This is a genomic window from Paraburkholderia sp. GW821-FHT02A12 (assembly GCF_059422005.1).
In genome coordinates, this window is record NZ_JBWKWA010000002.1 from 2,845,633 (window position 1) to 2,871,893 (window position 26,261).

A 26,261-nucleotide genomic window follows, 5' to 3' on the forward strand; every position below is an offset into this window, starting at 1 on the left:
ACTTTCATTCTGACCGTCAGGATTTCAGACGAGCCCGTACTTGTACGACGGATCATCCTTATCGCGCCGTCCAACGTTGGAGTTCTCAAGTGGCGCCAGGTCGGTGGGGACTGGGTCCAAACGCTGGGAATCAAGCACCACGACACGGTCGGCGATGCGCCACTCACCATTTCGCCGTTCCATCCGGTCGACGTACCGGATGTTCACGACCCAGTCCATGGCGGGCTTGTCGCCTTCAGGCTTCGTCCTGTGGAATGCGTGCGCATAGTGCTCCGCGTACGCCACGTCGCCATCGATCTGCACGTACTGGTTGCCCGTAAAGTGTTGTGTGCATTCAAAAGCCGGCAACAACTCCGCAGCCCATTCAATGAACCCTTCCACTCCGCCGTTATAGGCTCCGTGACGATCAATCGCATCCGGGTGATAACACGAGCGCACGAGATCCCAGTCCATCCGGTCGATACCCCGGCAATAGCGGATATGAACGCGCTTGATCTCTGCCTCGTCGAGAAACTGTTGAAGCCGCGCTTCCACGTTAGTCTCCTGTTAGGTTTCCTGATACTCCACACCGCACGCCACCTTCGAGGCGCACAAGCGCTAGAGTCATTTGCTCACGCTCGGATGCGGTCCGTATTCACCTGTTTCCATCAACTGCGAGGCCGCAATCGCCTTGGGCGTCCAGCGAAGCGTCGCACGCGTTTCCAGCAACCACGCCTGATAGGTCTCCGGAACGTTCTCGGCAGGTCCGTGGTGAATGACACCCTTTGGCACGCAGGTCAACGTGCCAGGCTCCGAGCACCCTCCCCAGACACCAGGTCCGCGCACATAACAGATCACCTCATCGAAGTCCGCATTGATATGAATCGGTGGTCGACTCGAGATGCGCGAACTGAGGTTAAACATCAGCACGTCTCCCGCGCTGGACGACAGAAACGGACTTGGAGGCCCTCCTTCGGGCAAATAGGTGAGAACCTGAATCTTGTTCAGATTCAGCTTCCACACGGGAACCGACTCCGAAAGTTGCAGACCTAGAGAGAGCGGGTCGTGCGGCATTGTGAACACCGTGTTCTCACCGTCGGTGGTCTTCAAGATCAGTTTTGTCGGTCCGCCCACGGGAATTTCGGGATCAACCTTGGCATACGTCACGTCCCGCGCGACGTTGACCATTCCTGTAGGCGCCGGAGGTGAGAGTTTCAAGGCTGACGGGCTTTCGACGATGATGCTGCGCATGGCGTCGCCGGTCGGCGCGTATCGATACGCTATCGCACGTGGGATACAGACAAAGTCACCTTCCTCGGCCGTAAGACAGCCAACGTCGGTTTCGAATTTGACATGACCCGACTGAATGAAATGAATTTCGTCTGCTTCGACATTTCGAACCACATACGGCATTGGCGTGCGGCGACCGGACACAAGCAACTTGACACCCAGCCTGGATGTAGCCACGGTTGTCGAAAGGGCTTGCGCATCGTCCTGATCGTCAGGGATCAGTCGATCAAGGACTGCTCGTCGCGGTGCATGCGGACCTTCCACAGAAAGGTAGTCCGGCGCGTATGTCGAGCGGGTAACGACAGAAATTGCGCCCATGAACCCATCCCGAGTCCACAGTTGCACAGGAGGCTCTCCGCCATTTGTCTGATCACTCATTTGTCAATCTCCTTCGCTGTCAAACACACACACACAACGGGCGTGCCTCGTCGGACCGTCCAGGCATGCGTTGTTGTCGCCGCACTAGAGGCACTGCTCACCCCGCCTACAAACGAGTCTTGTCTTCCCTGCGATCTATCTTATGCAAAAGCCGGACGAACAGTCGCGTTTGCAAGTGGCGCCGCGAACGTTGCGCCATCGTTGTTAAGTGTTATTAGCGGGTCGGCTTTCCAACCAGCGCCCGATACTCGTTCGCGGTTGCCGGAGTGCGTCCGAGCAAGCCAGCGATGTCACGCGCCATATTGAACATTTCAAGGTTGTCCTTGAGATGCTCGTCGCTGTTCGGGTACTTCCACGGCGTGTCTTCCGTCCCGATACGGATGTGTAACCCCATCATCGTGGCAAGCGTCGTCATGTACAGAGTTGCGCGCCCGGCCGCACAAACACTGATGACTGAGGTTGGGTCAATCTGGCGAATCTGATCGACCATCAGGAACATGTGACGGGTCATGTCCTGAGCATTGCTGACCCAGGTTCCCGAAACCAGGGTGCGACCAACGTTGAACGGCAGTCCGTACAGAAGCAGCCAGTTGTACGGTTTCTTGAGGATGCCTGTATCAATGAGCTTTCGTTTCGCAAGTTCAATCTCTCCGGAGCTATGGATTGCGAGTTCCGGCTTGACACCAGCGGCCTCGAGCGCCTCAATTGCCGGCACCATGAAGGCTTCCGGGTGACCCGGAGCGCACGGCGCTACCTCAGTCAGTCCCGCACGCGCTGGACTCATGCACATATCGAAGGTCGTTCCGTGGAGCACATTCAGGTTCGGGACGAAGTCCTTGCCAAAACGCGCCTTGAGCGGTTCTAGAACAGCCGAATAGGCTTCGACCGGTGGAATGTCCCGGTCAAGGCGTCGACCCTGTTTGTCGGTCATCCATGAAAAGTCAATGTGAACGCCGCATGCACCGGCCTCGATCACGCTGGACGCTGCATCCACGTATTCCTCAAGTGACGTGGTCGTTTCAAAGCGGCCAGACACAGCCGCGTTGATGGCAATCTTTTGTGGAACGTCCCATTTGGGCTGCAGTTCGGATCCAGCGAGGAACTGATACTCCTCCATTTCGCGCCTGGCGGCTTCCCAAAGTGGCAGTTTTTCGATCATGATAGTCCTCGACATACGTGGTGAAGTAAGGGTTCGAACTGTTCCGAACCAACGGCAATCAGGCTGGCAATAAGGGGCCCAACAGGGTTGACGGACTACTTCCAGCACCATCAACTTGTTAGCATTCCTATTCCAATAAAAAACGACGCGAACGCTGCCCCAGCCTCGGAACAGAGTCATAACACGCGACCGGCCTACCGTTCTCGCAACCAGATCATTTGTGTTACGATGATTCCAAGCAGAATCGATTTATATCGAATGATGTGTTTTGGAATGAACAAAGTCAAGTGCAACAGGGAATTCCCTGGGTGAAACGCTTTGACTGCAGCGCTTGTCCGGGCGACCCGGCTACCCGCCGAGCCCCATCTACATGTCGAGGAATGAGCGAATGGTTAAGTCCCACTCCACCGCAATCGATACGACCCTGGATGCCGTCGAGCCGGTTTGCGGCTCAGCGGAAAAGGAAGCGCCCGAGATCTTCGACGATCGGGGCAGAACGGTTCCATGGATGACCCGAACGTTGCATCGGCTCTACGACGTGCAGGCGCAGAGGATCCTCGACCGCGAAAAAGTGTCCATCGCGCATTGGTACTACCTGCGGGTGCTGGCTCAACGCGGCGAACTGAATCAACTGGAACTGAGCAAGCGCGTTGGAATCGCCTCGACAACCGCTGTACCCGCTTTGGACAGCATGGAAAAGCGCGGTCTATTGAGGAGGACTCGCGATCCGAAGGACCGGCGCAAGTACTACGTCAGCCTCACTGACGATGGCAGACGTCTGGTCGATGAGATGATGCCGGAGATCATCCACATGATCTCCGGCTCTTTTGATGGAGTGGCCCCTAACGAGGGGCTCATCTTCTGGGAGGTTTTGCATCAGATCGCGCAAAACCTCTCTGCGAAGTCCAACGAAGACATGGTCGTCGATTAGCAGGCTAACGCCTGTGCTGGACACATCAGAGCTTTGCACAGCGCGAACATAAAACAAAACGGCCGAGGCTTCCTACCGATGCAGGCGGGAAAGACTCAGCCGCAAGTTGCGCGATTTTCGAAAATGGCGCCTTAGCACCCAATACTACAGACCGCTTGCCGTGCCCGAACGGGAAGTTCCGTTAGCAGCACCGCCGTATCCCGAGACGGCAGCTTGGGCTGCCGCGTTCTGTGCCGCGACTTTTGCTTCAGCGGCCTGGATGTTCTCGGGGTAGTGAACCCAGTCGTGCGGGTCGTAGCCAGCTTTCTCCAGCTGCGCCAGTTCGGCGCGCACCTGCGCACGACTTACCGACTGACTGGACTGTGCAAACGACGCAACGGGTGCTGCAACAAGGGCAGCAAGAAGGACCATCCTGGTGAACGACTTCATAACGACGTACCTCAACGATTTTTGTTAGTGGCGCTACAAAGGAGCTTCTCTGCCACGGTTGAGTGCAGTCTAAAGTGTAAAAATCACCAGGGTAAGCACCAGTCTTGCCAACTCTCCGTTGCAGGTGAGTCAACAATCGGTCAACACGGGTTCGACCGTTTCGCTTGGAGAACGTAGCGCGCGCCTCTGCATCGCTAGGGAGATTCCCCAGGATTCTTGACTTTGGTCGTCCCGAAACACATTATTCGATATAAATCGATTTGTCATAGCATCATCTCTTATCAAATGAATTATGCAGTGACAATCGGGACAACCTTACCTGTCCCGCGGCCGACGAGTCCGAGTCCGAATGATTTGATCAGACTATACACATAACAAAGGACTACGTAATTAATGACAGCAAGGAGGACGACTCGAATCGTATCGGACACGAGCACGCGTTTGCCGGTCGGGCAGCTGTCCGGCCGGGCTCAGCTCGGGCGCAACTATGCACTGGTATCCGTCTCAACCAACATTGAATCCAACTTCATCACTCAATTCGAGGATCGTCATGTTCGATAAGTTCCGGGTCTGGCAAGCCATAGCGCCAAAAATGCAGGACCGAATCCACCCGCGCAAGAAACTGGTCCAGGATTCTCTTCTCAAAATCGGACTGCTTGCTTCGGCAGGTTTGATCTGCACTGCAGCACATGCGGCAGACGACTCCCTCACGAACCGCCAAGGCGACATCACCCCGCTCTGCGGTACAAAGCCGATGATTGTTGGCGTGTCTGACGGATACGGTGGCAATACCTGGCGCAAAACGGGCCTTGCCGAGGTCAAGGATGAGCTAAGCCGTTGCAAGAACGTCAAGCGGGTCATCTACAGCAATGCCAACGGTGACCCGCAGAAGGCAAACTCGGACATCAACAGCATGGTGGCACAAGGGGTCAACGTCCTTATCATGCTGCCGGATTTTGGTGCCGTGCAACTCCCGGCCATGCGAGCGGCCATGAAAGCCGGCGTAGCAGTCGTACCGTATTCGGCACAGATATCGGGAGTAGCTGGACGCGACTACGTCGTCAACGTTGTCGGAGACACGAAGCAGATCGGCATCCTTTGGGCTGACTGGCTCGGAGCAAATCTCAAGAAAGGCAACGTGGTGTTCATGGGTGGATCGCCCGGCGCCGCACCGTCGCAAAATTTCATGGACGGCCTGAAGGCGGGGCTCCAGAAATACCCAGATCTGAAGCTCCTGAACAATCAGTTCGTGGTGACGAACTGGAACCCCGTGGACGCACAAAAGGCCACGGCGGGCCTCATTGCGCAGTACCCCCAGATTAACGCCATCGTCACGGACTATGGGGTGACTGCGCTCGCAGCAGCGAAAGCGTTCGAACAGGCACATCTTCCGGTGCCGGCCATCGTAACGATCGCAAGCGACAACGAGCTGAACTGCCATTACCTGTCGGCCAAGAAGTCTGGAGCCGTCTTTCCCTACTACACGCTCGACGGCACTACGACATACGTGCGCTTTGCAGTGCGACATGGGGTAGCGGCCTATCAAGGCACGACAGACAACGAGTCGCCCGCAATCCTTCCTTTCGCATACGCCGACAGCGCCAAGGGCCTCGATCCCAAGTGCGACCCGAGCGCGCCGCCTGATGCCGATCTTTCCTCAGCTCTCCACCCAGAAAAGCTCAAGGCAGTGTTTGAGCAGTAATCGCTCGAGATAAATCATGAACGACCAGAACACATTGCTGCAGATTGACGGCGTCACCAAAATCTTCCCCGGCGTGCGTGCACTCGATAACGTCACATTCTCAGTGCTCGCGGGAGAAGTCCACGGTCTCGTCGGCGAGAACGGCGCGGGTAAGTCCACTCTCATGGCTGTCGCGTCCGGCGCGCTCGTCCCCGAAAAGGGGCGCGTCGTTATCAATGGCGTAGAAATCAAGGGCGACACCGACGAGGCGCGGCGACTGGGGCTGGCGATCGTGCGACAGGAGCCGGCTCTCATGCCCGATCTGACCGTCGCAGAGAATCTTTACCTCGGCGTGCCTGCGGAGCAACGTCCGTCGCTTATGCGAACAAGCGAATGGGCACACCAACTCCTTCGGCAATGGAGTGACGACGTCGCGATCGACGCGAGCGAGCGCGTTTTGAGCTTAAACCCTGAACAACGCTTCATTGTCGAGATCGTAAAAGCACTCGCCGCCAAACCTAAGGTTCTGGTCCTGGATGAACCGACCGAACATCTGCTGGCAGAGGACGTCGATCGTCTCTTTGAACGCATTCGTCAAGTCGCTGCGTCAGGCTGTTCAGTCGTCTATATCTCGCACCGCATTCGCGAAGTACAAAAGATTGCCAATCGTCTTACCGTGCTCCGCGATGGACAAGGGCAAGGGACCTACGACGCAGTTGGCCTCAGTGAGCAGCAGATTGTCGAACTCATCGTCGGCCGGGCGCTTGACCGGGAGTTTCCCGCTAAAGCTGGAAATGGCCGCGTCGGCACGGTCCTCGATGTGGTGTCGCTGCGCGGTGCAGGCTTCACCGATATATCGCTTCAAGTCCGGAAGGGAGAGATCGTGGGCGTGGCTGGCATAGACGGCAATGGACAGCGCGAGTTCATGCGCGCCCTTGCCGGTCTGGCCCGAAGCCGTGGAAGTGTCAACGTAAACGGGAAACCGGCGAAACTTCAGAATTCCCAGGCTGCCGCCGCTTCAGGTATTCGCTGCCTCCCTGGCGACCGGCACAGGGAAGGCATCTTCGGTGAACTATCTGTGCGCGAGAACTTCTCGATCCGCAGTCTCCCGTTCGACTCCATCAAGGGCTGGGTCAGCCAGAGAAGTGAAGCAAAGCGCACCAGATTGGCAGTAGCAGGTTTCGCAGTCAAGACGCCGTCCGTTGAGACGCCAATCCGCTCTCTGTCGGGAGGCAATCAGCAAAAGCTGGTCCTGGCGAGCGTCCTCGCAAGCAAACCCGAGGTCCTCCTCGTCGACGAACCGACGCAAGGCGTCGACGTTGGCGCCCGGATGGAAATTTACAAAGTGCTTCGTCAGGCCGCTGCAACCGACACCGCAGTCATCGTCGTCTCCTCGGACGCGATGGAAGTGGCAGGTTTGTGCGACCGCGTGTTGATTTTCTCTCGTGGGCACATCGTAAAGGAACTGCGCGACGCGGCCGTCAGCGAGAACAACATCACGTCTGCGGTGCTTACCGCGACCACTGAGCGTGAGAGGGGTTCGGCAAGCATTGCGGGATTCTGGAAGTGGGCTTCCGGAGACTGGGCCCCTCTTGTCATGCTTGCACTGGCAGTCTGTGCTCTGGGTATCTATGCAGCGCATGTTAACGAAACCTATCTGTCCGCGCGAAACCTGAGTGGGATGTTGGCACTGGTGGCGACGCTGGCCATCGTCGCATACGGGCAGCAGGCGCTTATGCTAGTTGGAGGTATCGACCTGTCTGTCGGTCCTCTGATGGGCTTAATGGTCGTTATACAGTCCTTTTTCCTGAACGACGGAGCCACTTTGGGGCATCAGCTGTCGGGATGGGTCATTGTGTTTCTCGTCGCGATAGCAGTCGGGCTAGTGAACTGGGTACTGGTCGGTCCCTTCCGACTGCATCCCATGGTCGCAACGCTGGCGACTTACATGGCTTTGCAGGCGGTTTCCCTTCTGTTACGCCCCGTTCCGGGCGGGCTGATCGCTGATTCGATCGTCGAGACAATTGGTACGCAGGCGGGATTTATACCGATTATCGCAATCGTTGCGGTCATTTTCGCCATCACGCTTGAATTTGCCCTATTCAGGACCAGGCTTGGCCTCGCGTTTCGTGGCGTCGGCTCACGGCTCGAAGCGGCTCGTATGGCGGGCGTACGCCCACATCTAACGCTGCTTACCGCGTATGTGGGCTGCTCGCTCCTCGCTGGCATCGCCGCCGTGCCGATGATGGCGCAAGTAGGGTCCGGCGACCCGAGCGCAGGCATCAACTACACGCTGGCTAGCATCGCAGCCGTCGTCATCGGCGGGGCAAGCCTGTTTGGCGGACGCGGGTCCTTTGTCGGCTCCCTGCTTGGTGCTCTTCTCATCATCCAGGTCAATGTGGTCACGTCATTTCTGGACATTGGAGATTCGTGGCAGTCCTATCTGTTGGGCGGAATGATCCTGGCATCTGTCGCCCTTTATTCCAGGAGCAGAGAAATGGCGGTGGCGAAATGAGAAAGGTCACGAGCAATCAGGCAGACGTGGTTTCGGATCTCTTGCGGTCATTTTGCGCGAGGTCGAGGTCGATTCGGGTTCCAGCATTCAGTGAGTTCTGGTGGATCGGGGTCGGATTGATACTTCTCTTCTCCGTAAGCTCAGTGGTCGCGCCAGGCACCATGACCCGTGGTTCGATTCTGGCCATGCTTCCGTTCGCAGGCATCCTCGCAATTGTCGCAACGGGACAGACCCTGGTCATCCAGCAGCGGGGACTCGACATGTCGGCAATTGGCATAGTCTCGCTTGCCGGCGTGGTGATGGCCCGCACCGGATTTGGTCTCGACTCCATCGTCCTTGCAGTGATCTTCACCGTGTGCGTGGGTGCGATTGTTGGAATCGTCAATGGAACATTGGTCTCGATGTTCGCAATTACACCATTGGTTGCAACGTTGGCAGTCAACGCGCTTCTCATTGGCGGCGTCCGTTCGTTGACCGGCAATGTTCCAGTCAACGTCCCGACCATCATGCAGACGATCTCGCACGCTCAGTTCATTGGTTTGCCCGCCAATGTCCTGTTCGCCTTCGCTTTCGTGATAACAGCGTGGTTCATCACCCGGAAAACCGCGATCGGACGCCGGTTTGTCGCCGTGGGTGTAAATCCGCGCGCGGCAGAAGCTGCTGGGGTGAGGGTCCTGCGGTACAGGATTGGTGCCTACGTCGCGTCTGCGGTGTGTTTCTCTGCCGCCGGAATGCTCCTCGCCGGATTCATTGGTAGTGCGTCGCAGACGTCGGGCGACGACTATCTGCTTCCGGCCATCGCGGCTGTCGTTGTCGGCGGTACGCCATTCACTGGAGGAAAAGGCAGCGTCATCGCTAGCGCGGTCGCGGCGCTGTTCATGGCGCAGCTCAGCCAACTTGTGCTGGCACTTGGTGCGGGGCCCGCAGTTCAGCTGCTAGTACAGGCGTGCGCGATTCTGCTCGCAACCACCGTTCGCCATTTGCCAACGGCGCTAGGAACGTTTCGCAAAAACTCGTAGTGGAAAGTAGTAGCCGGGGTTTGCGCCATTCTCTTCCGGACAAACCCAACTTGGCTAGCTGATTGCATAGACCCGCAAGAGGTCATAAGGAAACTTCTGGAGATTCTTTTATGTTAAGGATAACGAAATGCGAAAGATCATTCTATGTGCAGCGCTGATGACGTGTGGCGTCTGCAACACCTACGCGCAAAGCACTGTAACCCTGTACGGACGCGTCGTCTCGGGTCTCGATTTCGTCACGAACGTCGCGACGCCCAACGGCCAGTCGAAGAACAATTTCAGGTTCGGCAGCGACCAGTACGGATACAGCTGGTTTGGCCTGAAAGGCGATGAAGACCTCGGAGGAGGCGTGCACGCGGTCTTTAAACTAGAAAGCCTTTTTACTTCCGGAAATGGTCAGATTCCACCGAACACGATCTTCACCCGCGACGCGTATGTGGGTCTGTCCGACGATAAATACGGAAGTATCTGGTTCGGAGAGGCCATGAGCCTGACCGATGAAACCGGTTGGTACATTGACCCGTTAGGGGAACAGGTGGGCATAGGCGTTGGTAACTTCGCCTTCGGGCGAGCGTGGGGTCCCCGATCGAACGTCGTCACTTACAATTCGCCCAATTGGGCTGGCTTCTCCTTCCGGGCGCAAGACGGTTTTGGCAACCAGGCAGGTAATTTCCGGGGCGGACGTCAGTTCAGTTTGAGCGCACAGTACACCCTCGCAAGTTTTGCTGCGTACGGAGTATACGAGGAAATCCGCGACGCCAAAGGAAAGTTCTCCGACCTGTACGCCGCATCGCGCGAATACATGGTAGGCGCCACCTACCAGTGGGATGCGCTGAAGTTCTACGCGGGCTTTCAGCAACTTGTCTCGTCAGGGCAGGACACGGTTGCCACTTCTTCTTTTAACCCCCGCGGGGCGACGCGGAGCCAGCAAGAGTGGGTTGGCGCCTCCTATCAGGCAACTGCTGCCCTCGCCTTCCAGGCCGGCTGGTATCACGGTAACGTGAATCATGGCGGCGGCACCGGAAATCTTGCTGCCATCGGCACCACCTACAACCTATCCAAACGGACCTTCCTCTACCTGACCCTCGGAGCGATGTTCAACGGCAAAAACGCAGTCTTCCCTGTTGAGACGGCCGATTCCCAACCGCTGCCGGGCCACAACCAGCAAGGCGGCTACTTCGGCATCATGCACATGTTCTAGCCGATGTCTTGATGGAGTGCGGGCACTTTACTCCACGCGTCCTCGGGGCGGTGTCTCACCGCCTTACGGACGCGTCCTTCGTTGAGCCAGCCTGTTGCCTGGTACCCCGTCGCGCCTCAGATGACGCCCTTCAGGCACTCTTCCGCGCGCCAGCCGTGCAGCCATTGCAGTGCGTCGTAGAACTGCTCCTGCGTGCGGCCGACCCAAAGGGAATTCCGAACTTGTCGCTCGACGCCCTTGGCGTGATAGATACGGCCCATCTCACGCGCCGAATACAGCACGCGCGCCGTGCGCGGAATACGTGCGGTCTCGTACAGCTTGAACGCGGCTTCGAAATCGCCATCCGTCGCAGCGACGGCGGCGCCAAGCGTGACGGCATCTTCGAGCGCCTGGCAGGCGCCTTGCGCCAGATATTGCGTCATCGGATGCGCGGCGTCACCGAGCACCGTCGCACGCCCATAGCTCCAGCGCTCTACGGGGTCCCGGTCCGCCGTGGCCCAGCGCTTCCATGAAGTCGGCCGGTCGAGCATCTGATGCGGCAACGGATGAATGCCTTCGAAGTAGGACAGCACTTCCTGCTTGCTGCCTTCGCGCACGCCCCATTCCTCCTTCTCGCGACTGTGGAAGGTGACGACGAGGTTATATTGGCGGCCGCCGCGCAGCGGATAGTGCACGAGGTGGCAATGCGGACCGGCCCACACCACAGGCGCATTGATCTGCAAATCCTCCGGCATGTTTTCGACTTCAACGACGGCGCGATACACGACATGCCCTGTCACGCTATGCTCGTCGCCGATCAATGCCTTGCGTATCGCCGACTTCACGCCATCGCAGCCGATCACGGCATCCGCGTGGTACCGCTCGCCGTTCTGATCGATGACAGTCACGCCGGCGGCATTCTGTTCGAGTTCGCAGACCTGCGTGTTGGTGCGGAACTCGATCAATGGATGATCCTTCACGGCTTCGAGAATCGACAGGTGAATGTCGGCACGATGAATTACCGCATACGGATTGCCAAAGCGCGCACGATACGGGGCGCCGACGTCGATCCGCACCACTTCCTTTGCGTCAAGCGCATCCATCAATTTCAGGTAGTCCGTGAATACGGCGCGGTTGCGCGCTGCCTCACCGACGCCCAGCGCATCGAGTGCGTTAAACGCGTTGGCGGCCAACTGGATTCCTGCGCCGATTTCCCCGATCTCAGGGGCCTGCTCGAGCAGTTGCACGCGAATGCCTTGACGCGCGAGCGCCAGCGCGGTGGCCAGGCCACCAATGCCGCCGCCGATCACGAGCACGCGCCGGCCGTTGCTATTTGTCTCACTCATGGCTACTCCAATCAAGCGATGTAATCGGGCTGGCGCTGCGGCTGCGCGGCGTCGAATGCCGGGTGTTTCGATGCGTGTTCATATACGGCGAGACTGCGCGGATACGGACTCAGATCGCAGTCCATGCGCAGCGCGTTGGCGATCTGTGGCACCAGGCACACGTCGGCGAGCGTCGGTTGCGCACCCAAGCACCACGGACCTGCGTTGCTGCGTTCGAGCAGGCGCTCGACGCCTGCCATGCCCTCCGCGATCCAGTGCCGATACCACGCGCTCTTCTGCTGGGGCGTGACCTTGAATTCCGTTTCCAGGTATCGCAACACCCGCAGGTTATTAACCGGATGGATGTCGCAAGAAATCAGCGAAGCGAACTCGAGCACGCGCGCACGCAGTACCGGTTCGAGCGGAATCAGGCGCGGCTCGGGGTACTTCTGGTCGAGGTAATCGATGATCGCGAGCGACTGGCCGAGTCTGAAATCGCCATCGATCAGCGCGGGCACCGACGCAGACGGATTGACGTTCGCCACATAGTCCGCTGCGCGATGTTCGCCGACGCGGATGTTGACGGGCAGCGTCTCATACGCGAGCCCCTTGAGCGTGAGTGCAATACGTACGCGGTACGACGTCGAACTGTTGAAGAAGCTATGGAGTTGCACGAGTAGACCTCCGATCAATGCAGGTTACGTATCTCAGGCCACGCGCACCGTGACTTCCCCAAGACGCTCGACGCCGACCCTCATCGTGTCGCCCTTCTTCACCGCACCGACGCCTTCAGGCGTGCCCGTGAAAATCACGTCGCCCGGTTCGAGGCGGAAGAACTTCGACAGATACTGAACCGTCTCCGCGACCGACCAGATCAGATGCGATACGTCGCTCTTCTGTTTGGTCTCGCCATTGACGGTCAGCCAAAGGCCGGCGTTCTCGAAGTGACCGACCTCGCTTGCTGGATGAATCGGCCCGATCGGCGCCGAGCGGTCAAACGCCTTGCCAATCTCCCACGGACGGCCCATCTCGCGCATCTTCATCTGCAGATCGCGGCGGGTCATATCGAGGCCGACCGCATAGCCCCATACGTGATCGAGCGCCCGTTCGACCGGGATATCCGAGCCGCTCTTGCCGATCACAGCAACGAGTTCGGCTTCATAATGGTAGTTCTGCGTCTGCGACGGGTAGGCCAGTTCAAGCGCTTCACCGTAAGCGACGGGCACGACGGCATCGGCCGGCTTGCAGAAGAAGAACGGCGGCTCGCGATCGGGATCGAAGCCCATTTCGCGCGCATGCGCTGCGTAGTTGCGGCCCACGCAATAAACGCGGCGCACAGCGAATTGCGCGTCGCTACTGGCGACGGGAACAGCGACGGGCGCTTCGGGCGGGAAAACAAAAGTCATGATGAGTTCGACTCGACAGATAAAGGATGGATCACGCGCCGCCAACGCGGCGCGTCGAAAGGAAAGGAATGCGCCTAGCTGCGCTCTTCGCGCAGCAGATTCAGCGCGGCGAGCACGGGACGATCCGAATAGCTGAACAGCACGCTTTCCGCCAACGCCGCTAGTTGCACTGGCGCCCACGACGGCGCGACGAACACGTCGTGCGGCTCGAACGTGAATTCGTCGTTGCCGATCTTGACCGTGCCCTTGCCTTCGACGACGCAGTACACGGTTGCATCGGTGCTGCGATACGTGCGGCCCTTGAAGCCCGCGGGCAGGTATTGCATGAAGGTCGCAATGGTCGGCATCGGCCAGCCGCCCGTGGCCGGATTCACGTAGCGCAGCTTCACGCCGTCCCATTCGTCGAGTTCGCCGTTGCGGTACAGCGCGTCGAGCGCTTCGCGGCTGCGTTCGTACGGGTAGCTGAAAATCGGCGAAGTGGGATCGGACACGCGATGCCGCACGGGCACCATGTTGTGGCCGAAGCGCGCGAAGCTATCGCCCTCGGGGCGCGAGACCGGCTGCGTCATCTCGGGGTAGTTCTCGGCGAAACCGGCGTCCATCTGCGCGACGAGCGGAATATCGAGGCCATCGAGCCACACGACAGGCTCTCCGCCCTCTTTCACGGAAGGATTGCCGTGGTCGTGCCATGTCCACGACGGCGTGATGATGAAGTCGCCCGGATGCATCGTCGTGCGTTCGCCGTCGACGGCCGTCCACGCGCCCTTGCCTTCGACGATGAAGCGAAGCGCCGACTGCGTATGCCGGTGGCTGGGCGCGATCTCGCCAGGCAGGATCAGCTGGAGTCCAGCGTACAGGTTCTGCGTCATGCTCGACTTGCCGGGCAAGCCTGGGTTTTCGAGCACCAGCACGCGGCGCACGGCTTCTTCCGCGCTGATTACGGAACCCGCCTGCATCACCAGGTCGCGCACCTGCGCGTACTTCCAGATGGCGGGCTGCGCTTTCGGTTGCGGCGCTTTCGGCACGAGGTTGTGCAGCGATTCCCAAAGCGGGGCCATACGCTGCTGGGCAATCTGCTCGTAATAGGCCGCGCGCGATCCGCCCGGATAGTTGCTCGTCATTCGCGTCTCCTTTGTAGTGTCTCGCGGTTCAAACGCGCTAGCTGGTCGCGTCGGCTGAATAGATACCGCACAATCATTTATATGCGACAGCGCTATGCCCAGTAAAATGGCGAAATCATCTAATCCATACGGTTTCGGATATGCCTGCAGAGCGGGATTCGCGAAACTCGTGACTAAAGGTCTGCGCAATGGACTGGACTTACCGCTTGCGTCTGAGGCATCTGCAGGTACTGTTGAGCCTCGCGGGCACGGGCAACCTCAGCCAATCGGCAGCCGCGCTCAACACGACGCAGCCGGCGCTGTCGAAATGGCTGAAGGAACTTGAGGAAGACGTCGGCCTGCCCCTCTTCGAGAGGCATGCGCGCGGTCTGCGGCCCACGTCTTACGGCGAAGCGCTGATCGAGCACGCGCGCCGAATCGAAGCGCATCTCGACATTGCGCGTGATGACATGCAGGCGCTGCGCGCGGGCGGCAGCGGCCTCGTCAGTATTGGGACGTCGGGTGTATCGGCGGCGGACACGGTGCCGCTCGCCGTGTCGCGGCTTCTCGAACGCATGCCGCGCGCGCAGGTGCGGCTCGTCGAAAGTACGATGAATCAGCTTATGCCGCAGCTTGCGCGAGGGGAACTCGGTATCGTCGTCGGCCGCTCGGGTCAGCAGTACGACGATCCGCAGTTGCAGACCGAGACGCTCTATACGGAGCCGATCGACTTCGTCGCACGGCCCGATCATCCGCTCACGGAAAAGGCAAAGCCCGGCTGGGACGATGTGCTCGCGTATTCGTGGATCGTCTGGCCGCAGGGCACGCCCGTGCGCAACGCGCTGGAGGCGGCGCTCGCGGCAGCGGGACGCGCGCTGCCCAATCACTGCGTCGAATCGAATTCGTCGATTCTCAATCTCACGCTGCTGAATAACACCGATCTGGTGGGCGTCGCCTCGCATCGGGCCGCGCGTCGCTTCGAGCAGTTGAACGCGCTTCGTATTCTGCCGGTTCAACTCGAAGGCTTCGGCTCAGTGTCGATCTACTGGCACGCCGAGAGCGTCAATCGCGCGGCGGTGGCCATGGCATTGGAAAGTCTCCGCGCTTTCGCGGACCCGCACATGAAAGAGTGGCACACCGCTTAAAGCCTCAGACGCTACCGCCAGTTCAATCCACGACTGTGTCGTCTTGGGACTTCAGAGTGAGGTTTGTTTCGATCTGGTGCATCACTTTCCAAAAAATACGCATATCCCTCTGAGTGATCCCGTCGATTGACGCCGAAATCATGTCGGTGAGTTCGGGCAGCATTTCATCTACCAGCCGTTTGCCCTCAGCCTTCAGAGTGACAAAGTACTTTCGTCTGTCGTTTGGGTCCCGGGTTCGTTGTACGAGGCCACGCTTTTCGAGGTTATCCAACGCAGGTACCGCCGTGGTGGATGCAATGCCCACACGCTTGCTGAGCTCCAGCTGGTTCAGTTCACCGCGCTCTGCCAGTACACGAAGGTAATACCAGTACGCGATAGCGAGGTTCTCCCTGTCAAGAATCTTTTGCGCTTGTGCGTCGTAGAGCCTGTGCACCGTTCGCGCCATCCACGGCACAGTCCTGCCGCGATCATCAAATACGTCAGAAGATTCTTTTGCTCCCGGTCCCGGTCGTACAGCAACGTCCCTGGTTGCTTTGGCCGCAGTAGAGTTTGACTTGGGCATTCGTTCATTCCTTGACATAAGGGTGGCCAGTGGGACGCGGAGCCGATCGGCAAAAAATATGACGATCACATGCATCTCGCCAGGGCATTCCCTGGGATTCTTGACTTTGTTCGTCCCGAACCACATCATTCGATATAAATCTATCTTTGATGGAATCATCTTTATGCAAATGATCCGTCGCGAGGAAGATCATACAACAGGTACCGATGCATTCGTCTGAATCTGCGGAGCCTTTTATGGTGCGGTACCGCAAAACCGACGTGTAACGGGCGAGTGAGACGGGCGCATGCCAGCTCAGGAAGGATTTCCATGCAAAGACACATCCTCGTACTCATACTCTGGCTGATGCCGACCGTTCTACGGATGGCCGCACGCATGTTTCCTCCCGTGCGTGAACATCTTGGCGCGGGAAACTGGGTGATCCAGCTCCGGCTACGGGACAATAGCCTCGGGAGGCAGTTGCATTTCAGAAACGGCACAGTGTCGGCGCGCTGGGGTGTGACTCCTCAGCCCGACGCCGAGCTTGTCTTTATGGATGTGGCCACGGCACGCCAGATGCTGGCGCCCACGACCGATCACGCGTTCCTGATTGATGCGCTCAAGAACTTCAAGATCACGCAAGGCGGCAGTGATCAGGCGCTCGTCTGGTTCGGTCAACTGGTGAACACGATGAAGACGGCCTCCTGGCGCACGGGTACCCGGATGAAAGATGGGACCACCCGTTATGTCACGCTCACCAATGGAGGGCCGGTCTTTGTCTTCGTCAAGGACGACAAGATCATCCGGACAACTCCCATTGATCTGACGGCGGAGGATGGACCAAGCTGGACCATCACCGCACGGGGTCGCCAGTTTTCGCCTGCACGACGTGCAACCGTTAGCCCGCACGCGCTCTCACTCAAATCTCTCGTTTATTCCGACAAGCGGCTTCTTTATCCAATGAAGCGGGTCGATTTCGACCCGAAGGGTGAACGCAATCCTCAGAACCGGGGGATTTCCGGCTACGAGCGTATCAGTTGGGACGAAGCGCTCGACATTGTCGCAGGCGAAATCCGCCGTATGAAGCAGGAGCATGGTCCCGGCGCTATCGCGATGGCCACGGGTGCCCACCATCAGTGGGGAAACATCAACTACTACCTAAGCGCCATGCAACGCTTCGGTAACCTGATTGGATACACCCGCGTCGAAATGAGCCCGATTAGCTGGGAAGGCTGGTACTGGGGTGCCATGCATCACTACGGCAACAGTCTACGTCTGGGCACGCCCAGCTTTTACGGCACGACGGTGGACTGTCTTGAACACGCGGAGGTGATCGTCTTCTGGTCGAGCGATCCCGAGTCGACCAGTGGGGTGTACGCCGGGTTCGAGGGCACCGAGCGCCGCTTGTGGGCCAAGCAGCTCGGGATGCAGTTCGTTCACATCGACCCCTACCTGACGCAGTCCGCTCAGTTCCTCGGTGGAAAATGGCTACCGATCAGGCCCGGCACCGATTCGGCGCTGGCCATTGCCATCATGTATGAATGGATGATCAGCGGCAGCTACGATAAGGAATACATAGCATCGAAAACGACGGGTTTCGACGAATGGCGTGCTTATGTTCTCGGTGAAGAGGACGGCTCGCCGAAGACGCCGGAGTGGCAAGAAGCTGAAACCGGTATTCCCGCGAAAGACGTCCGCAGTCTCGCGAAGTTGTGGGCGTCAAGGAAGACGTACCTCGCTGCAGGAGGCCTCGGCGCGGGCTTTGGCGGAGCATGCCGCACCGAGACGGGGGCCCAATGGACGCGAAGCCTCGTCATGATGATGGCAATGCAGGGATGGGGGAAGCCGGGGATCAACTTTGGCAATCTTCAGATCGGCGCCCCCCAGGACCTGAACTTTTACTTTCCCGGCTACGCCGAGGGAGGAATCTCGGGCGACCTGAACTACACCGCGAGCGCAGCCAACAACTATTGCCGCATGCCTCACATCATCACGATCAATCCGGTGAAGCAGTCTATCCCTCGCCAACGGTTTGCCGAGGCGATCACGCAGGGAACGGCGGATGGCTACTTGTGGGAGGGCTTCTCGATCGAAGGGCAATTTGGCCAATACTCCTATCCCAAGCTGGGCTATTCGCGGGTTCACATGCTGTACCGCTACGGCTCGTCTTCTTTCGGCACGGTCCCGGGCTCCAACAGACTGATCGAAGCGTATCGTCATCCATCGCTCGAATTCGTCGTCAATCAGTCGGTATGGATGGAGAACGAAGCGCAGTTTGCAGACATCATCCTGCCAGCGTGTACCGCGCTCGAGCGTGACGATATTTCCGAATGGGCAAACAGTGGCGGCTACATCCAGCATGCACAGAGCCAGCTCAATCACCGCATGATGATCATGCAGCACAAATGCATCGAGCCTCTCGGCGAATCCAAATCAGACTATCAAATTTTCCTGGAAATCCTGACAAGACTCGGCTACGGTGGCATGTACTCGGAAGGCGGTGGATCGGAACTGACCTGGTGCGAGCGGATATTCAACTCCACGGACCTACCCAAGCAGACCACCTGGAAGAAATTCCTCCAGAAGGGCTATCACATCGTGCCGCCTCCCAAGGACGATGACAAGCAACCAGTGGACATGCGCTGGTTCGCAGAGGGTCGCACCAAAGACTTACCGGAAGCGAATCCCCTTCCTGGCGTGTATTCGACTGGATTCAGCCAGGGACTTCCAACGCAATCGGGCAAGTTCGAGTTTGTTCCGTCCAGCCTGCGCCGTATCGAGCAGATCGATCCCGCGCGGCCGGCAGTCAACCGATATATCAACAGTCAGAGCGGTGTGACGCAAAGGTTCCCGCTACAACTCGTGACCAATCACCCGGTCTACAGCTTCCATACCCAGGCTGATGGGAAGAATAGTCACATCAGCACGATCAATGAGCACCGGATGGACGTTGGAGGCTATCGATACTGGGTCCTGCGAATGGGTCCCAAAGATGCTTCGGCGCGCGGCCTGCGGTCAGGCGATCTGGTCCGGGTCTACAACACCCAGGCGTCGGTCATCTGCGCAATAGACGTTTCGCAACTCGTCAAGGAGGGCGTAGCACGCGGAAACGAATCATGCGGCGAACTCGATCTGATCCCGACTTCGGTAGGTATCGTCGATCGCGGAGGTTGTCTCAACCTCCTGACTCCAGGGCAAAAGATGAGCCCGACCGCAGACGGGATTATTCCCAACAGTTGCTGGGTGGAGGTAGAGAAATGGGACGCAACAATGGAGAAGGCAGCATGACCGGCTGGGCACTGGTAGTGGACGTTTCCCTCTGCATCAATTGCAGAAACTGCGTGATCTCGACAAAAGACGAGTACACCGGCAACGCGTTCCCTGGCTATTCGGCACCGCACCCGCCGGAGGGCCTCGATACGATTCGTGTCGAACGCCACGTCCGGGGAGAAGGGTCGCTGGTGGACGTCACTTATATTCCGCAGATGTGCAATCACTGCGACAACGCTCCATGCGTTAAGGCAGCGGCCGACGGAGCAATCTATAAACGCCCGGACGGCGTCGTGATCATTGATCCGGAGAAGTCACGCGGCCGACGGGATCTGGTGACGACATGCCCCTACGGCATGATTGAATGGAACGAACAGGAACAGGTGCCGCAGAACTGGAATTTTGACGCGCATTTGCTTGACGCCGGATGGAAAGAGCCGCGTTGCGCACAAGCCTGCCCGACAAAGGCGCTACGTGCGCTAAACATGCCAGACAGCGAGCTGGACGAAATGGTAAAGAAGGAACACCTGACGGTCATTCACCCGGAGTTTGGCACAAGGCCTCGCGTCTTCTACCGCAATCTGGATGACGCTCTAAGCCATCTGGTCGCAGGCAACGTCTGCGAAGCCACTGGCGACGGTCGCCTGCGAAACCTGGAGGGTGTTGAAGTTGTGCTGCACGACTCCGCCGGCGGGGACGAACGCACGACAACGACTGACCATTTCGGGGATTTCCGGTTCTCGGGTCTGACTGAGCAGACGTCGACAATCGAACTGCGGATCCGCAAGGACGGCCATGAAAAAATCATTGCAACAAGAGAGCGCATAGGGAGCGTCAACCTCGGCACGCTGTTGTGTTGATCTCTGATGTCTAACGGGGCCGCTGCTGCTGATGGCCCCATGCGAATCCGCGCCTCTGCCCGATTGAAAGGCAGAGGCTCTCCTTCAGATTGCAAAGCTTTCAAGGCTTGCCGGGTGGAACAGCTCACGCGGTTCAAGCCGGCGGCTTGACAGCCCCTCTGCAAAATGGCGGGCGAGAAAACGGTCAATCGCATGCTCATTCGCCGAAAACCCGTATGACCAGAAGTCCGTACCCATCAGTTTGCGAGCGGCACGTAGCTGGTCCTCAACGAACGGTAGGGTAACTTTGGTGGCCGCCGTATCGCTCAACCGTGCCAACGCGAGGGCTTTAGACTTCTCAAATGCCTTCACTAACGCTCCTGGTAGCCAGGGATGACTCTCTGCCAGCGTCTTCCTGACGCCAAGCGTGTGCATGATCGGAAACAGCTTCGTACGCGCGTACCAGTCTGCTGCGGCGTTGTGCGGATCGTCGAACAGATACTTGACCTGGGGATGCCCACGGTCAAAGCATGAAGGCGCTCGCGGTCCAATGACGGCATCGATTTCCCCGTCGGCCAGCAGGCTCGAGATCGTCCTGCCTTCGGGCGCGTTCTCCAGTTTGACGTCCGAAGGCAAGTTCAGCGAGATTTTCTCCACCCTTGTCGGATCTTCGTATCCGCCGCGCACCCAGGTCACATCAGAAGGCTTTACACCGTAGTCCTCCTCGAGAAAAAGACGTACCCAGACGTTTGCCGTTAGCTGATATTCCGGCACCCCGATGCGCTTGCCCTTCAGATCTTCCGGGCTGTTAATGCCCCTATCCGCGCGCACATAAATCGACGTGTGTCGAAAGGCTCTCGACGGAAAGACCGGCACCGCGATGTAGGGTGAGGTCCTCGCAGCAGTCTTCACCGAGTAGCTGCTAAGCGAGAGTTCGCAAATATCAAAGTCAGCGTGTCTGAAAGCGCGAAAGAAGATCTCCTCGGGATCCTGCAACATGAAGACCGGGTCCACACCCTCGATTTGAACCTCACCGTCGACCAACGGCCTGATCCGGTCGTAGTTGCCTACGGCGATGGACAACTGAAGCTTGCTCATTGTTCCTCCTATGTCGACCGGAGTTAGCGCTTTAGCGGTTACTCCGGTCCCATGCAGCAACATGGTTGCTGCGTGTTGCTGAAAAACGCTTTGTTTGCCTGCGCCCATGCACCTTGCAGACGAACGAAAAACGCAGGTCCCGATCTGCAATCACCACTATTGTTTTATATCGAATCATCGCCAATAGAACGATTTGCGTCAAGAAATTTCGAGGGGTTCTCCGGCGGGAAACGTATGCACCTGTAGCGAGAGGCGTCGACAAGATTTGCCAGGGGATACCCTGGAATTTCTTGACATTGTTCACTCCGAAACACATCATTCGATATAAATCCATCCTTTTCAGTATGATTCTATACAGAATTATTTAACTGCAGCGCGATGCGTACTACGCTAGTGTGGTGCGACCGTCAGAGACTCTTTAAAACAGGACAAACATCATGGGCACCGCAACGACGGAGAACTGGGACCGCGAGGTCGACGTCATCATCATGGGTGCAGGCGCAGCTGGCATGACGGCTGCGATCGTGTCGAAGAACGAGGGGCTCGAGCCGCTCGTTCTTGAGAAGACCGATCAGGTCGGCGGAACGTCCGCGTGGTCGGTGGGCATGATGTGGTTCGTCGACAGCGCGCCAATGCAGGCCGCTGGCTTCAAAGATTCGTTTGATAAAGCGCGGCAATACTTTGCCAGGACTGTCGGTACGAGTGTCGACCGCTCATTGCAGGAAGCCTACATCCAGGAAGGCCGAACTGCGCTCGACTACATGTTGCGCAACTCCGCGCTCGAGGTAGTGGCAGTCGACTACCCGGACTACCACCCCGAGCTGGAGGGAGGCATGTTCGGTCGCGCCCATGCCCCGGTAGAATTCGACGCTCGCAAGCTTGGTCAGCACTTCAAGAATTTACGCGCTCCGCTACCGGCGTTCGCACCGTTCGGTGGAATGATGCTTGACCTTGTTGACTTGCTCCACTTCCTTTCCTTCACGAAGTCAGCTCGGTCGTTCTTCCACGTGCTAAAGCGCTTTTTTCGCTATGGCGTGGATCGGCTGAGCTATCACCGTGGCACCCGGCTCGTTGGCGGAAATGCTCTCATCGCTCGCCTGTACAAGACGATACTGGCTCGGCAGATCGAAATCTGGCTGCGCTCGTCCGCCACCAGGCTGATCATCGATGACGGTACCGTCATCGGCACAGAAGTGGTTCGGGACGGCCGCACACTTCGAATCCGCGCTCGCCGGGGCGTGGTCATTGCGACCGGGGGGTATCCGGGCAGCCAGGAAATGCGCCAGGAACACTCACGCAAGCCCACAGTCGAGTTGGGACTCGGACTGCCTAGCAACATTGGCGAGGGTATTCGTCTGGGTCTATCGGCCGGGGGGCGGCTCGATCACAACTCCGAGGACACGGGTTTCTATGTGCCAATGTCCGTGTTGTCGAACGAGACGGGCGATAAGACGTTGTGGGGGCACTTCATGCTTGACCGTCCCAAGCCCGGGTTCATTGCAGTGGGCAAGGACGGGAACCGCTTCACCAACGAGGCGGCGTCGTACCACGCTTTCACCCTCGGGATGTTCGATGCCGGCGCCATCCCGGCATATCTTATTGCCGACGCAGCGGCAGTAAAAAAGTACGGTATTGGCGTCATCCTTCCCGGCAGTTTGTCGCTGCGGCGCTATGAGAAGGCGGGATACCTCTTCAGCGGCCGGACGCTGGCTGAACTTGCTGGCAAGATCGGCGTCGACCGCAGCGGGCTGGAACGCAGCGTCGCGCGCAACAACCAGTTTGCAGCCATCGGCGTGGATGCAGATTTCGGCAAGGGATCATCCGCCTACAACATTTACAAGGGTGACCCGACACACTCACCCAACCCCTGCCTTGGGCCCATTGAGCGAGGCCCCTTTTACGCTGTCAAGCTGATGCCCGGGGACTTCGGTACAAGCCGTGGTCTCGTGACCGGAAGTCACGGCGAAGTTCTTGATCACGACAACCGTCCAATTCCCGGACTGTACGCTTGCGGCAACGATATGAACTCGCCGGTGGGCGGACACTACATTGGTGCCGGGATTACACTCGGGCCCGCGCTGACGTTCGGATATCTGGCCGCCATGTCCATTGCTGGAAGTGGGCAGGAGAAGGTCGGCAACAAAGCAAACGCCCCTTCCTCTTCCACCTCCAAAGTTCGCATTGTTTAATCGCCAAATGCTCGCTGCGTGACAGCAATTCAAGAAAAAACATTTACACAGATCAAAAATCGAAATCTCGAGAATTTCTGGTAAATCACCAAAATCCGACTTTAGAAAATCTAAACACGAAGCTCAAATCAAATCGTTTGTGCGCCAAGGCCGCCGACGCTACTCTGCCCTGCAATGATCTCCGGCAAACATCACGCTTTGAAGCTGATTTTCCGGCCACTTCATTTCATGCATTCGACAGAGGAAATTCAGAATGAGTTTGGCGCACATCGAATCCCGACCAAGCAAGATATCCGAAGTTCAGCTCGGAGAATCCGATATTTCGATCGAGCAGTTCATTGCCGTAGCCAGACATGGCGCGCAGATAAGGTTTTCGCCCGTCTATCGCGAGCGCGTATTGAATTCGCGCCGCCTGGTCGACCTTTTTCTGAGCCAGAACCGGCTTGTCTATGGCGTGACGTCCGGCTTTGGCGCAAATTCGACACGCGTCATCAGCTCGCACGACGCCGAGCAGCTTCAGCGAAATATCGTGCGCTCCCATGCCGTCTCGGTCGGCGAGCCGCTGCCTCGCGAAGTTGTCCGAGCCACGCTGCTGATGATGCTGAACAGCCTCGGCAAGGGTTATTCCGGCGTCAGCCTCGAATTGCTGCAGCAAATCGCCGGACTACTGAACAACGACATCACGCCGTTCGCGCCGGGCGACGGATCGGTCGGTTATCTGGCGCCCGAGGCACATATGGCACTCGTGCTGATCGGTGAAGGAGAGGCTTTCTGCCGCGGTGAACGCATGAGTGGCGCCGAAGCATTGGAGCGAGCGGGGCTGCAGCCGCACTCGCTGCGCTGCAAGGAGGGGCTTGCGCTCACCAACGGCACCACGTCAGTGACCGCGATCGGAATGCTGGCGCTTTACAACGCAACCGAGCTTTCGAAGGTTGCCGACATTGCCGCATCGATGTCCCTGCAGCCGCTCAAGGCAACCACGCGCTCGCTGGATGCCAGGTATCACTCCGTCAAGAAACATGTCGACCAGAGGAACACCGCCGACAACCTCCGGCGGCTGCTGTCCAGAAGTGCGCTATGCGATCGCTTTGCCGATTACAGACTCCAGGACGCCTACAGCCTTCGCGGCATTGCTCAGGTACATGGGGCGTCCAAGCGGGCGATCAATGACGCGTACGACGCGATTCTCGATGAAGCGGGGTCGTGCGGCGACAATCCAGTCATCCATCCCGATGGAGAGGACGGTACCGCGATATCCGGCGCCAACTTCGACGGTACGTTCGTCGGCATCGCATGCGATCTCCTCTGCATCGCCATGACCACGCTCGCGAAGATCTCGGAGCGCCGGACGGACCGGCTCGTCAACCCGTACTTCAGCGAACTGCCCGCGTTCCTCGCGAAGGATCCGGGGCTGAACAGCGGTTACATGATCATTCAGTACACAGCGGCCGGATTGCTGGGCGAGATGCGCACCCTCGCTCAACCAGCAAGCGTCGACAGCGTGCCGACGAGCGGCAACCAGGAAGACCCCGTGAGCTTCGCCTATCACGCTGCACGAAAAGCCTACGCAACTTCGCAGAAATTGCAGCACGTGCTGGCGATCGAGCTGCTCACCGCCGCCCAGGCGCTGGACTTCTTCGATCCAGCCGACGCATCACCCGCAACCGCGGCGGTGTATGCGCGAATTCGACAGGTCGCCCCGACTGCAGAAGGCGATCGGTTTTTCTATCCGGACATGGTGGGAGTCCACCGGCTCGTCGAACAAGGCGACTTGCTGAGCATCGTGGAGAGCATCGCCGGCACGTTGCACAGCTGAAGCCGGTAGAGCGCGCAATCCCGCGGAGCGTGACGATCCGAGTATTTCCAATCCAGGCACAACCTTGATTCGACACTATGGAGGTGTAATGTGAATATGAATTCCACAAACGTCCTGAAGGCTTCTCTCGTCACCTTTCTCGGCGTGCTGGCACTGGCAGGAAACAGCGCTCAAGCAAAGGAATGGAAGACCGTGAAGGTTGCCATGGAAGGCAGTTATGCTCCGTGGAATCTGACCTTGCCGAACGGAAAAATCTCGGGATTCGAACCGGAATTAATCGACAATCTGTGCAAGCGGGTCAACCTGCAATGCGAAACAGTCGCCCAGGACTTTGACGGCCTCATTACCGGCCTGCAGGCAGGCAAATTCGATGTTGTGATGGACGCCCTCGCAATCACACCAGATCGCGAAAAGGCCATTGCCTTCTCCAAGCCCTACGCTGCAACGCCGGCCGCGTTCGCAACAATAGATGGCCATGGATTGGCGAACACGATAGGAAAAGCTCCGTCCCTCAAGCTGACTGGCGACCCCAAAACCGACGGACCCATGATCGCCCCGCTGCGCGATCAACTGAGAGGGAAATCTATCGGCATTCAATCCGGCACGGTCTACACCAGGTTCATCACCGACAACTTCAAAGACATCACTTCCGTACGCCTCTACAAGACCTCGGCCGAACGTGACCTCGACCTGGTCAACGGACGCGTCGACATGGCCTTCGACGACGTCACCTACTACGCCGGAATTGCCGACAACAAGGAAACCGCTCGAATCCAGATCGCGGGACCCAGGATCGGTGGCGCGATTTGGGGGCCGGGAGAAGGTCTTGGGTTTCGCAAACAGGATACGGATCTGAAAGCAAAATTTGACGCAGCCATCACGGAAGCACTTGCAGACGGTACCGTGAAGCGGCTGTCGGAAAAGTGGTTCAAGGCCGATGTGCAACCGTAAGCTAAACTAGCTTCGCACGG

The 26,261-nt window shown here is 58.2% G+C and carries 21 protein-coding genes; 11 read left to right on the top strand and 10 right to left on the bottom strand.

Annotated elements, in window-relative coordinates; all coding sequences use genetic code 11:
- Positions 1-24: 24 nt before the first annotated feature.
- From AC07WT_RS34255 to AC07WT_RS34265, 3 genes are all read right to left on the bottom strand, one after another.
- Entirely contained in the window at positions 25-534 is a 510-nt protein-coding gene (locus AC07WT_RS34255; RefSeq protein WP_494950371.1) for a nuclear transport factor 2 family protein, read from the bottom strand.
- A 69-nt stretch (positions 535-603) separates the two neighbouring features.
- Entirely contained in the window at positions 604-1,647 is a 1,044-nt protein-coding gene (locus tag AC07WT_RS34260; RefSeq protein WP_494950372.1) for a homogentisate 1,2-dioxygenase, read from the bottom strand.
- Between the two features lie 214 nt (positions 1,648-1,861).
- A complete protein-coding gene (locus tag AC07WT_RS34265) occupies positions 1,862-2,806 on the bottom strand; it encodes a 3-keto-5-aminohexanoate cleavage protein (RefSeq protein ID WP_494950373.1) in 945 nt (314 codons plus the stop codon).
- Positions 2,807-3,194: 388 nt separating this feature from the next.
- On the opposite strand from AC07WT_RS34265, the gene AC07WT_RS34270 reads away from it, so the two are divergent.
- Complete coding sequence (locus tag AC07WT_RS34270) at positions 3,195-3,737, top strand: MarR family winged helix-turn-helix transcriptional regulator (protein ID WP_494950374.1); 543 nt, start codon at positions 3,195-3,197, stop codon at positions 3,735-3,737.
- Positions 3,738-3,881: 144 nt separating this feature from the next.
- Here the strand turns inward: AC07WT_RS34270 and AC07WT_RS34275 are convergent, their stop codons facing one another.
- The gene (locus AC07WT_RS34275) at positions 3,882-4,166 is read right to left on the bottom strand and encodes a DUF4148 domain-containing protein (RefSeq protein WP_494950375.1); all 285 of its coding nucleotides are present in this window, start codon (positions 4,164-4,166) and stop codon (positions 3,882-3,884) included.
- Positions 4,167-4,716: 550 nt separating this feature from the next.
- Between AC07WT_RS34275 and AC07WT_RS34280 the strand changes: the two genes are divergently transcribed.
- The 4 genes from AC07WT_RS34280 to AC07WT_RS34295 all read left to right on the top strand — a co-directional run bounded on the left by AC07WT_RS34280 (position 4,717) and on the right by AC07WT_RS34295 (position 10,582).
- The gene (locus tag AC07WT_RS34280) at positions 4,717-5,868 is read left to right on the top strand and encodes a substrate-binding domain-containing protein (RefSeq protein WP_494950376.1); all 1,152 of its coding nucleotides are present in this window, start codon (positions 4,717-4,719) and stop codon (positions 5,866-5,868) included.
- 16 nt (positions 5,869-5,884) lie between these two features.
- Positions 5,885-8,362: an ATP-binding cassette domain-containing protein gene (locus tag AC07WT_RS34285; RefSeq protein WP_494950377.1), complete on the top strand. Its 2,478-nt coding sequence runs from the start codon at positions 5,885-5,887 to the stop codon at positions 8,360-8,362.
- Between the two features lie 161 nt (positions 8,363-8,523).
- The gene (locus AC07WT_RS34290) at positions 8,524-9,381 is read left to right on the top strand and encodes an ABC transporter permease (RefSeq protein ID WP_494950378.1); all 858 of its coding nucleotides are present in this window, start codon (positions 8,524-8,526) and stop codon (positions 9,379-9,381) included.
- A 127-nt stretch (positions 9,382-9,508) separates the two neighbouring features.
- Positions 9,509-10,582: a porin gene (locus AC07WT_RS34295; protein ID WP_494950379.1), complete on the top strand. Its 1,074-nt coding sequence runs from the start codon at positions 9,509-9,511 to the stop codon at positions 10,580-10,582.
- 116 nt (positions 10,583-10,698) lie between these two features.
- On the opposite strand, the gene AC07WT_RS34300 is transcribed toward AC07WT_RS34295, so the two are convergent.
- From AC07WT_RS34300 to gtdA, 4 genes are all read right to left on the bottom strand, one after another.
- Positions 10,699-11,907, bottom strand: coding sequence for a 3-hydroxybenzoate 6-monooxygenase (locus AC07WT_RS34300; RefSeq protein WP_494950380.1), 1,209 nt, complete (start codon positions 11,905-11,907; stop codon positions 10,699-10,701).
- 11 nt (positions 11,908-11,918) lie between these two features.
- A complete protein-coding gene (gene maiA, locus AC07WT_RS34305; RefSeq protein ID WP_494950381.1) occupies positions 11,919-12,560 on the bottom strand; it encodes a maleylacetoacetate isomerase in 642 nt (213 codons plus the stop codon).
- A 33-nt stretch (positions 12,561-12,593) separates the two neighbouring features.
- Complete coding sequence (locus tag AC07WT_RS34310) at positions 12,594-13,292, bottom strand: fumarylacetoacetate hydrolase family protein (RefSeq protein WP_494950382.1); 699 nt, start codon at positions 13,290-13,292, stop codon at positions 12,594-12,596.
- 74 nt (positions 13,293-13,366) lie between these two features.
- The gene (gene gtdA, locus AC07WT_RS34315; protein WP_494950383.1) at positions 13,367-14,413 is read right to left on the bottom strand and encodes a gentisate 1,2-dioxygenase; all 1,047 of its coding nucleotides are present in this window, start codon (positions 14,411-14,413) and stop codon (positions 13,367-13,369) included.
- Positions 14,414-14,601: 188 nt separating this feature from the next.
- On the opposite strand from gtdA, the gene AC07WT_RS34320 reads away from it, so the two are divergent.
- Positions 14,602-15,537, top strand: a complete 936-nt coding sequence (locus AC07WT_RS34320; protein WP_494950384.1) for a LysR substrate-binding domain-containing protein — start codon at positions 14,602-14,604, stop codon at positions 15,535-15,537.
- A gap of 22 nt (positions 15,538-15,559) precedes the next feature.
- Here AC07WT_RS34320 and AC07WT_RS34325 read toward each other — a convergent pair whose 3' ends face one another.
- Entirely contained in the window at positions 15,560-16,099 is a 540-nt protein-coding gene (locus tag AC07WT_RS34325; RefSeq protein WP_494950385.1) for a MarR family winged helix-turn-helix transcriptional regulator, read from the bottom strand.
- 309 nt (positions 16,100-16,408) lie between these two features.
- On the opposite strand from AC07WT_RS34325, the gene AC07WT_RS34330 reads away from it, so the two are divergent.
- Together AC07WT_RS34330 and AC07WT_RS34335 are read left to right on the top strand one after the other, a co-directional pair.
- Complete coding sequence (locus tag AC07WT_RS34330) at positions 16,409-19,366, top strand: molybdopterin-dependent oxidoreductase (protein WP_494950386.1); 2,958 nt, start codon at positions 16,409-16,411, stop codon at positions 19,364-19,366.
- Positions 19,363-20,208: a 4Fe-4S dicluster domain-containing protein gene (locus tag AC07WT_RS34335; protein WP_494950387.1), complete on the top strand. Its 846-nt coding sequence runs from the start codon at positions 19,363-19,365 to the stop codon at positions 20,206-20,208. Before AC07WT_RS34330 ends, AC07WT_RS34335 begins: the two co-directional genes overlap by 4 nt.
- An 84-nt stretch (positions 20,209-20,292) precedes the next feature.
- Here AC07WT_RS34335 and AC07WT_RS34340 read toward each other — a convergent pair whose 3' ends face one another.
- Positions 20,293-21,285 carry an ABC transporter substrate-binding protein gene (locus AC07WT_RS34340; RefSeq protein WP_494950388.1) on the bottom strand — a complete coding sequence of 331 codons (993 nt, stop codon included), beginning with the start codon at positions 21,283-21,285 and terminating at the stop codon, positions 20,293-20,295.
- A gap of 437 nt (positions 21,286-21,722) precedes the next feature.
- Here AC07WT_RS34340 and AC07WT_RS34345 point away from each other — a divergent pair, with 437 nt between their 5' ends.
- From AC07WT_RS34345 to AC07WT_RS34355, 3 genes are all read left to right on the top strand, one after another.
- A complete protein-coding gene (locus tag AC07WT_RS34345; RefSeq protein WP_494950389.1) occupies positions 21,723-23,474 on the top strand; it encodes an FAD-binding protein in 1,752 nt (583 codons plus the stop codon).
- Positions 23,475-23,727: 253 nt separating this feature from the next.
- A complete protein-coding gene (hutH, locus tag AC07WT_RS34350; RefSeq protein ID WP_494950390.1) occupies positions 23,728-25,290 on the top strand; it encodes a histidine ammonia-lyase in 1,563 nt (520 codons plus the stop codon).
- A gap of 96 nt (positions 25,291-25,386) precedes the next feature.
- Positions 25,387-26,241 carry a transporter substrate-binding domain-containing protein gene (locus AC07WT_RS34355; protein ID WP_494951114.1) on the top strand — a complete coding sequence of 285 codons (855 nt, stop codon included), beginning with the start codon at positions 25,387-25,389 and terminating at the stop codon, positions 26,239-26,241.
- Positions 26,242-26,261 lie beyond the last annotated feature (20 nt).

Coding starts and splice junctions, on each gene's coding strand:
- AC07WT_RS34260 (WP_494950372.1), bottom strand. CDS start 1,647: ATGAGTGATCAGACAAATGGCGGAGAGCCTCCTGTGCAACTGTGGACT.
- AC07WT_RS34265 (WP_494950373.1), bottom strand. CDS start 2,806: ATGATCGAAAAACTGCCACTTTGGGAAGCCGCCAGGCGCGAAATGGAG.
- AC07WT_RS34270 (WP_494950374.1), top strand. CDS start 3,195: ATGGTTAAGTCCCACTCCACCGCAATCGATACGACCCTGGATGCCGTC.
- AC07WT_RS34275 (WP_494950375.1), bottom strand. CDS start 4,166: ATGAAGTCGTTCACCAGGATGGTCCTTCTTGCTGCCCTTGTTGCAGCA.
- AC07WT_RS34280 (WP_494950376.1), top strand. CDS start 4,717: ATGTTCGATAAGTTCCGGGTCTGGCAAGCCATAGCGCCAAAAATGCAG.
- AC07WT_RS34285 (WP_494950377.1), top strand. CDS start 5,885: ATGAACGACCAGAACACATTGCTGCAGATTGACGGCGTCACCAAAATC.
- AC07WT_RS34290 (WP_494950378.1), top strand. CDS start 8,524: ATGACCCGTGGTTCGATTCTGGCCATGCTTCCGTTCGCAGGCATCCTC.
- AC07WT_RS34295 (WP_494950379.1), top strand. CDS start 9,509: ATGCGAAAGATCATTCTATGTGCAGCGCTGATGACGTGTGGCGTCTGC.
- AC07WT_RS34300 (WP_494950380.1), bottom strand. CDS start 11,907: ATGAGTGAGACAAATAGCAACGGCCGGCGCGTGCTCGTGATCGGCGGC.
- AC07WT_RS34310 (WP_494950382.1), bottom strand. CDS start 13,292: ATGACTTTTGTTTTCCCGCCCGAAGCGCCCGTCGCTGTTCCCGTCGCC.
- gtdA (WP_494950383.1), bottom strand. CDS start 14,413: ATGACGAGCAACTATCCGGGCGGATCGCGCGCGGCCTATTACGAGCAG.
- AC07WT_RS34320 (WP_494950384.1), top strand. CDS start 14,602: ATGGACTGGACTTACCGCTTGCGTCTGAGGCATCTGCAGGTACTGTTG.
- AC07WT_RS34325 (WP_494950385.1), bottom strand. CDS start 16,099: ATGCCCAAGTCAAACTCTACTGCGGCCAAAGCAACCAGGGACGTTGCT.
- AC07WT_RS34330 (WP_494950386.1), top strand. CDS start 16,409: ATGCAAAGACACATCCTCGTACTCATACTCTGGCTGATGCCGACCGTT.
- AC07WT_RS34335 (WP_494950387.1), top strand. CDS start 19,363: ATGACCGGCTGGGCACTGGTAGTGGACGTTTCCCTCTGCATCAATTGC.
- AC07WT_RS34340 (WP_494950388.1), bottom strand. CDS start 21,285: ATGAGCAAGCTTCAGTTGTCCATCGCCGTAGGCAACTACGACCGGATC.
- AC07WT_RS34345 (WP_494950389.1), top strand. CDS start 21,723: ATGGGCACCGCAACGACGGAGAACTGGGACCGCGAGGTCGACGTCATC.
- hutH (WP_494950390.1), top strand. CDS start 23,728: ATGAGTTTGGCGCACATCGAATCCCGACCAAGCAAGATATCCGAAGTT.
- AC07WT_RS34355 (WP_494951114.1), top strand. CDS start 25,387: ATGAATTCCACAAACGTCCTGAAGGCTTCTCTCGTCACCTTTCTCGGC.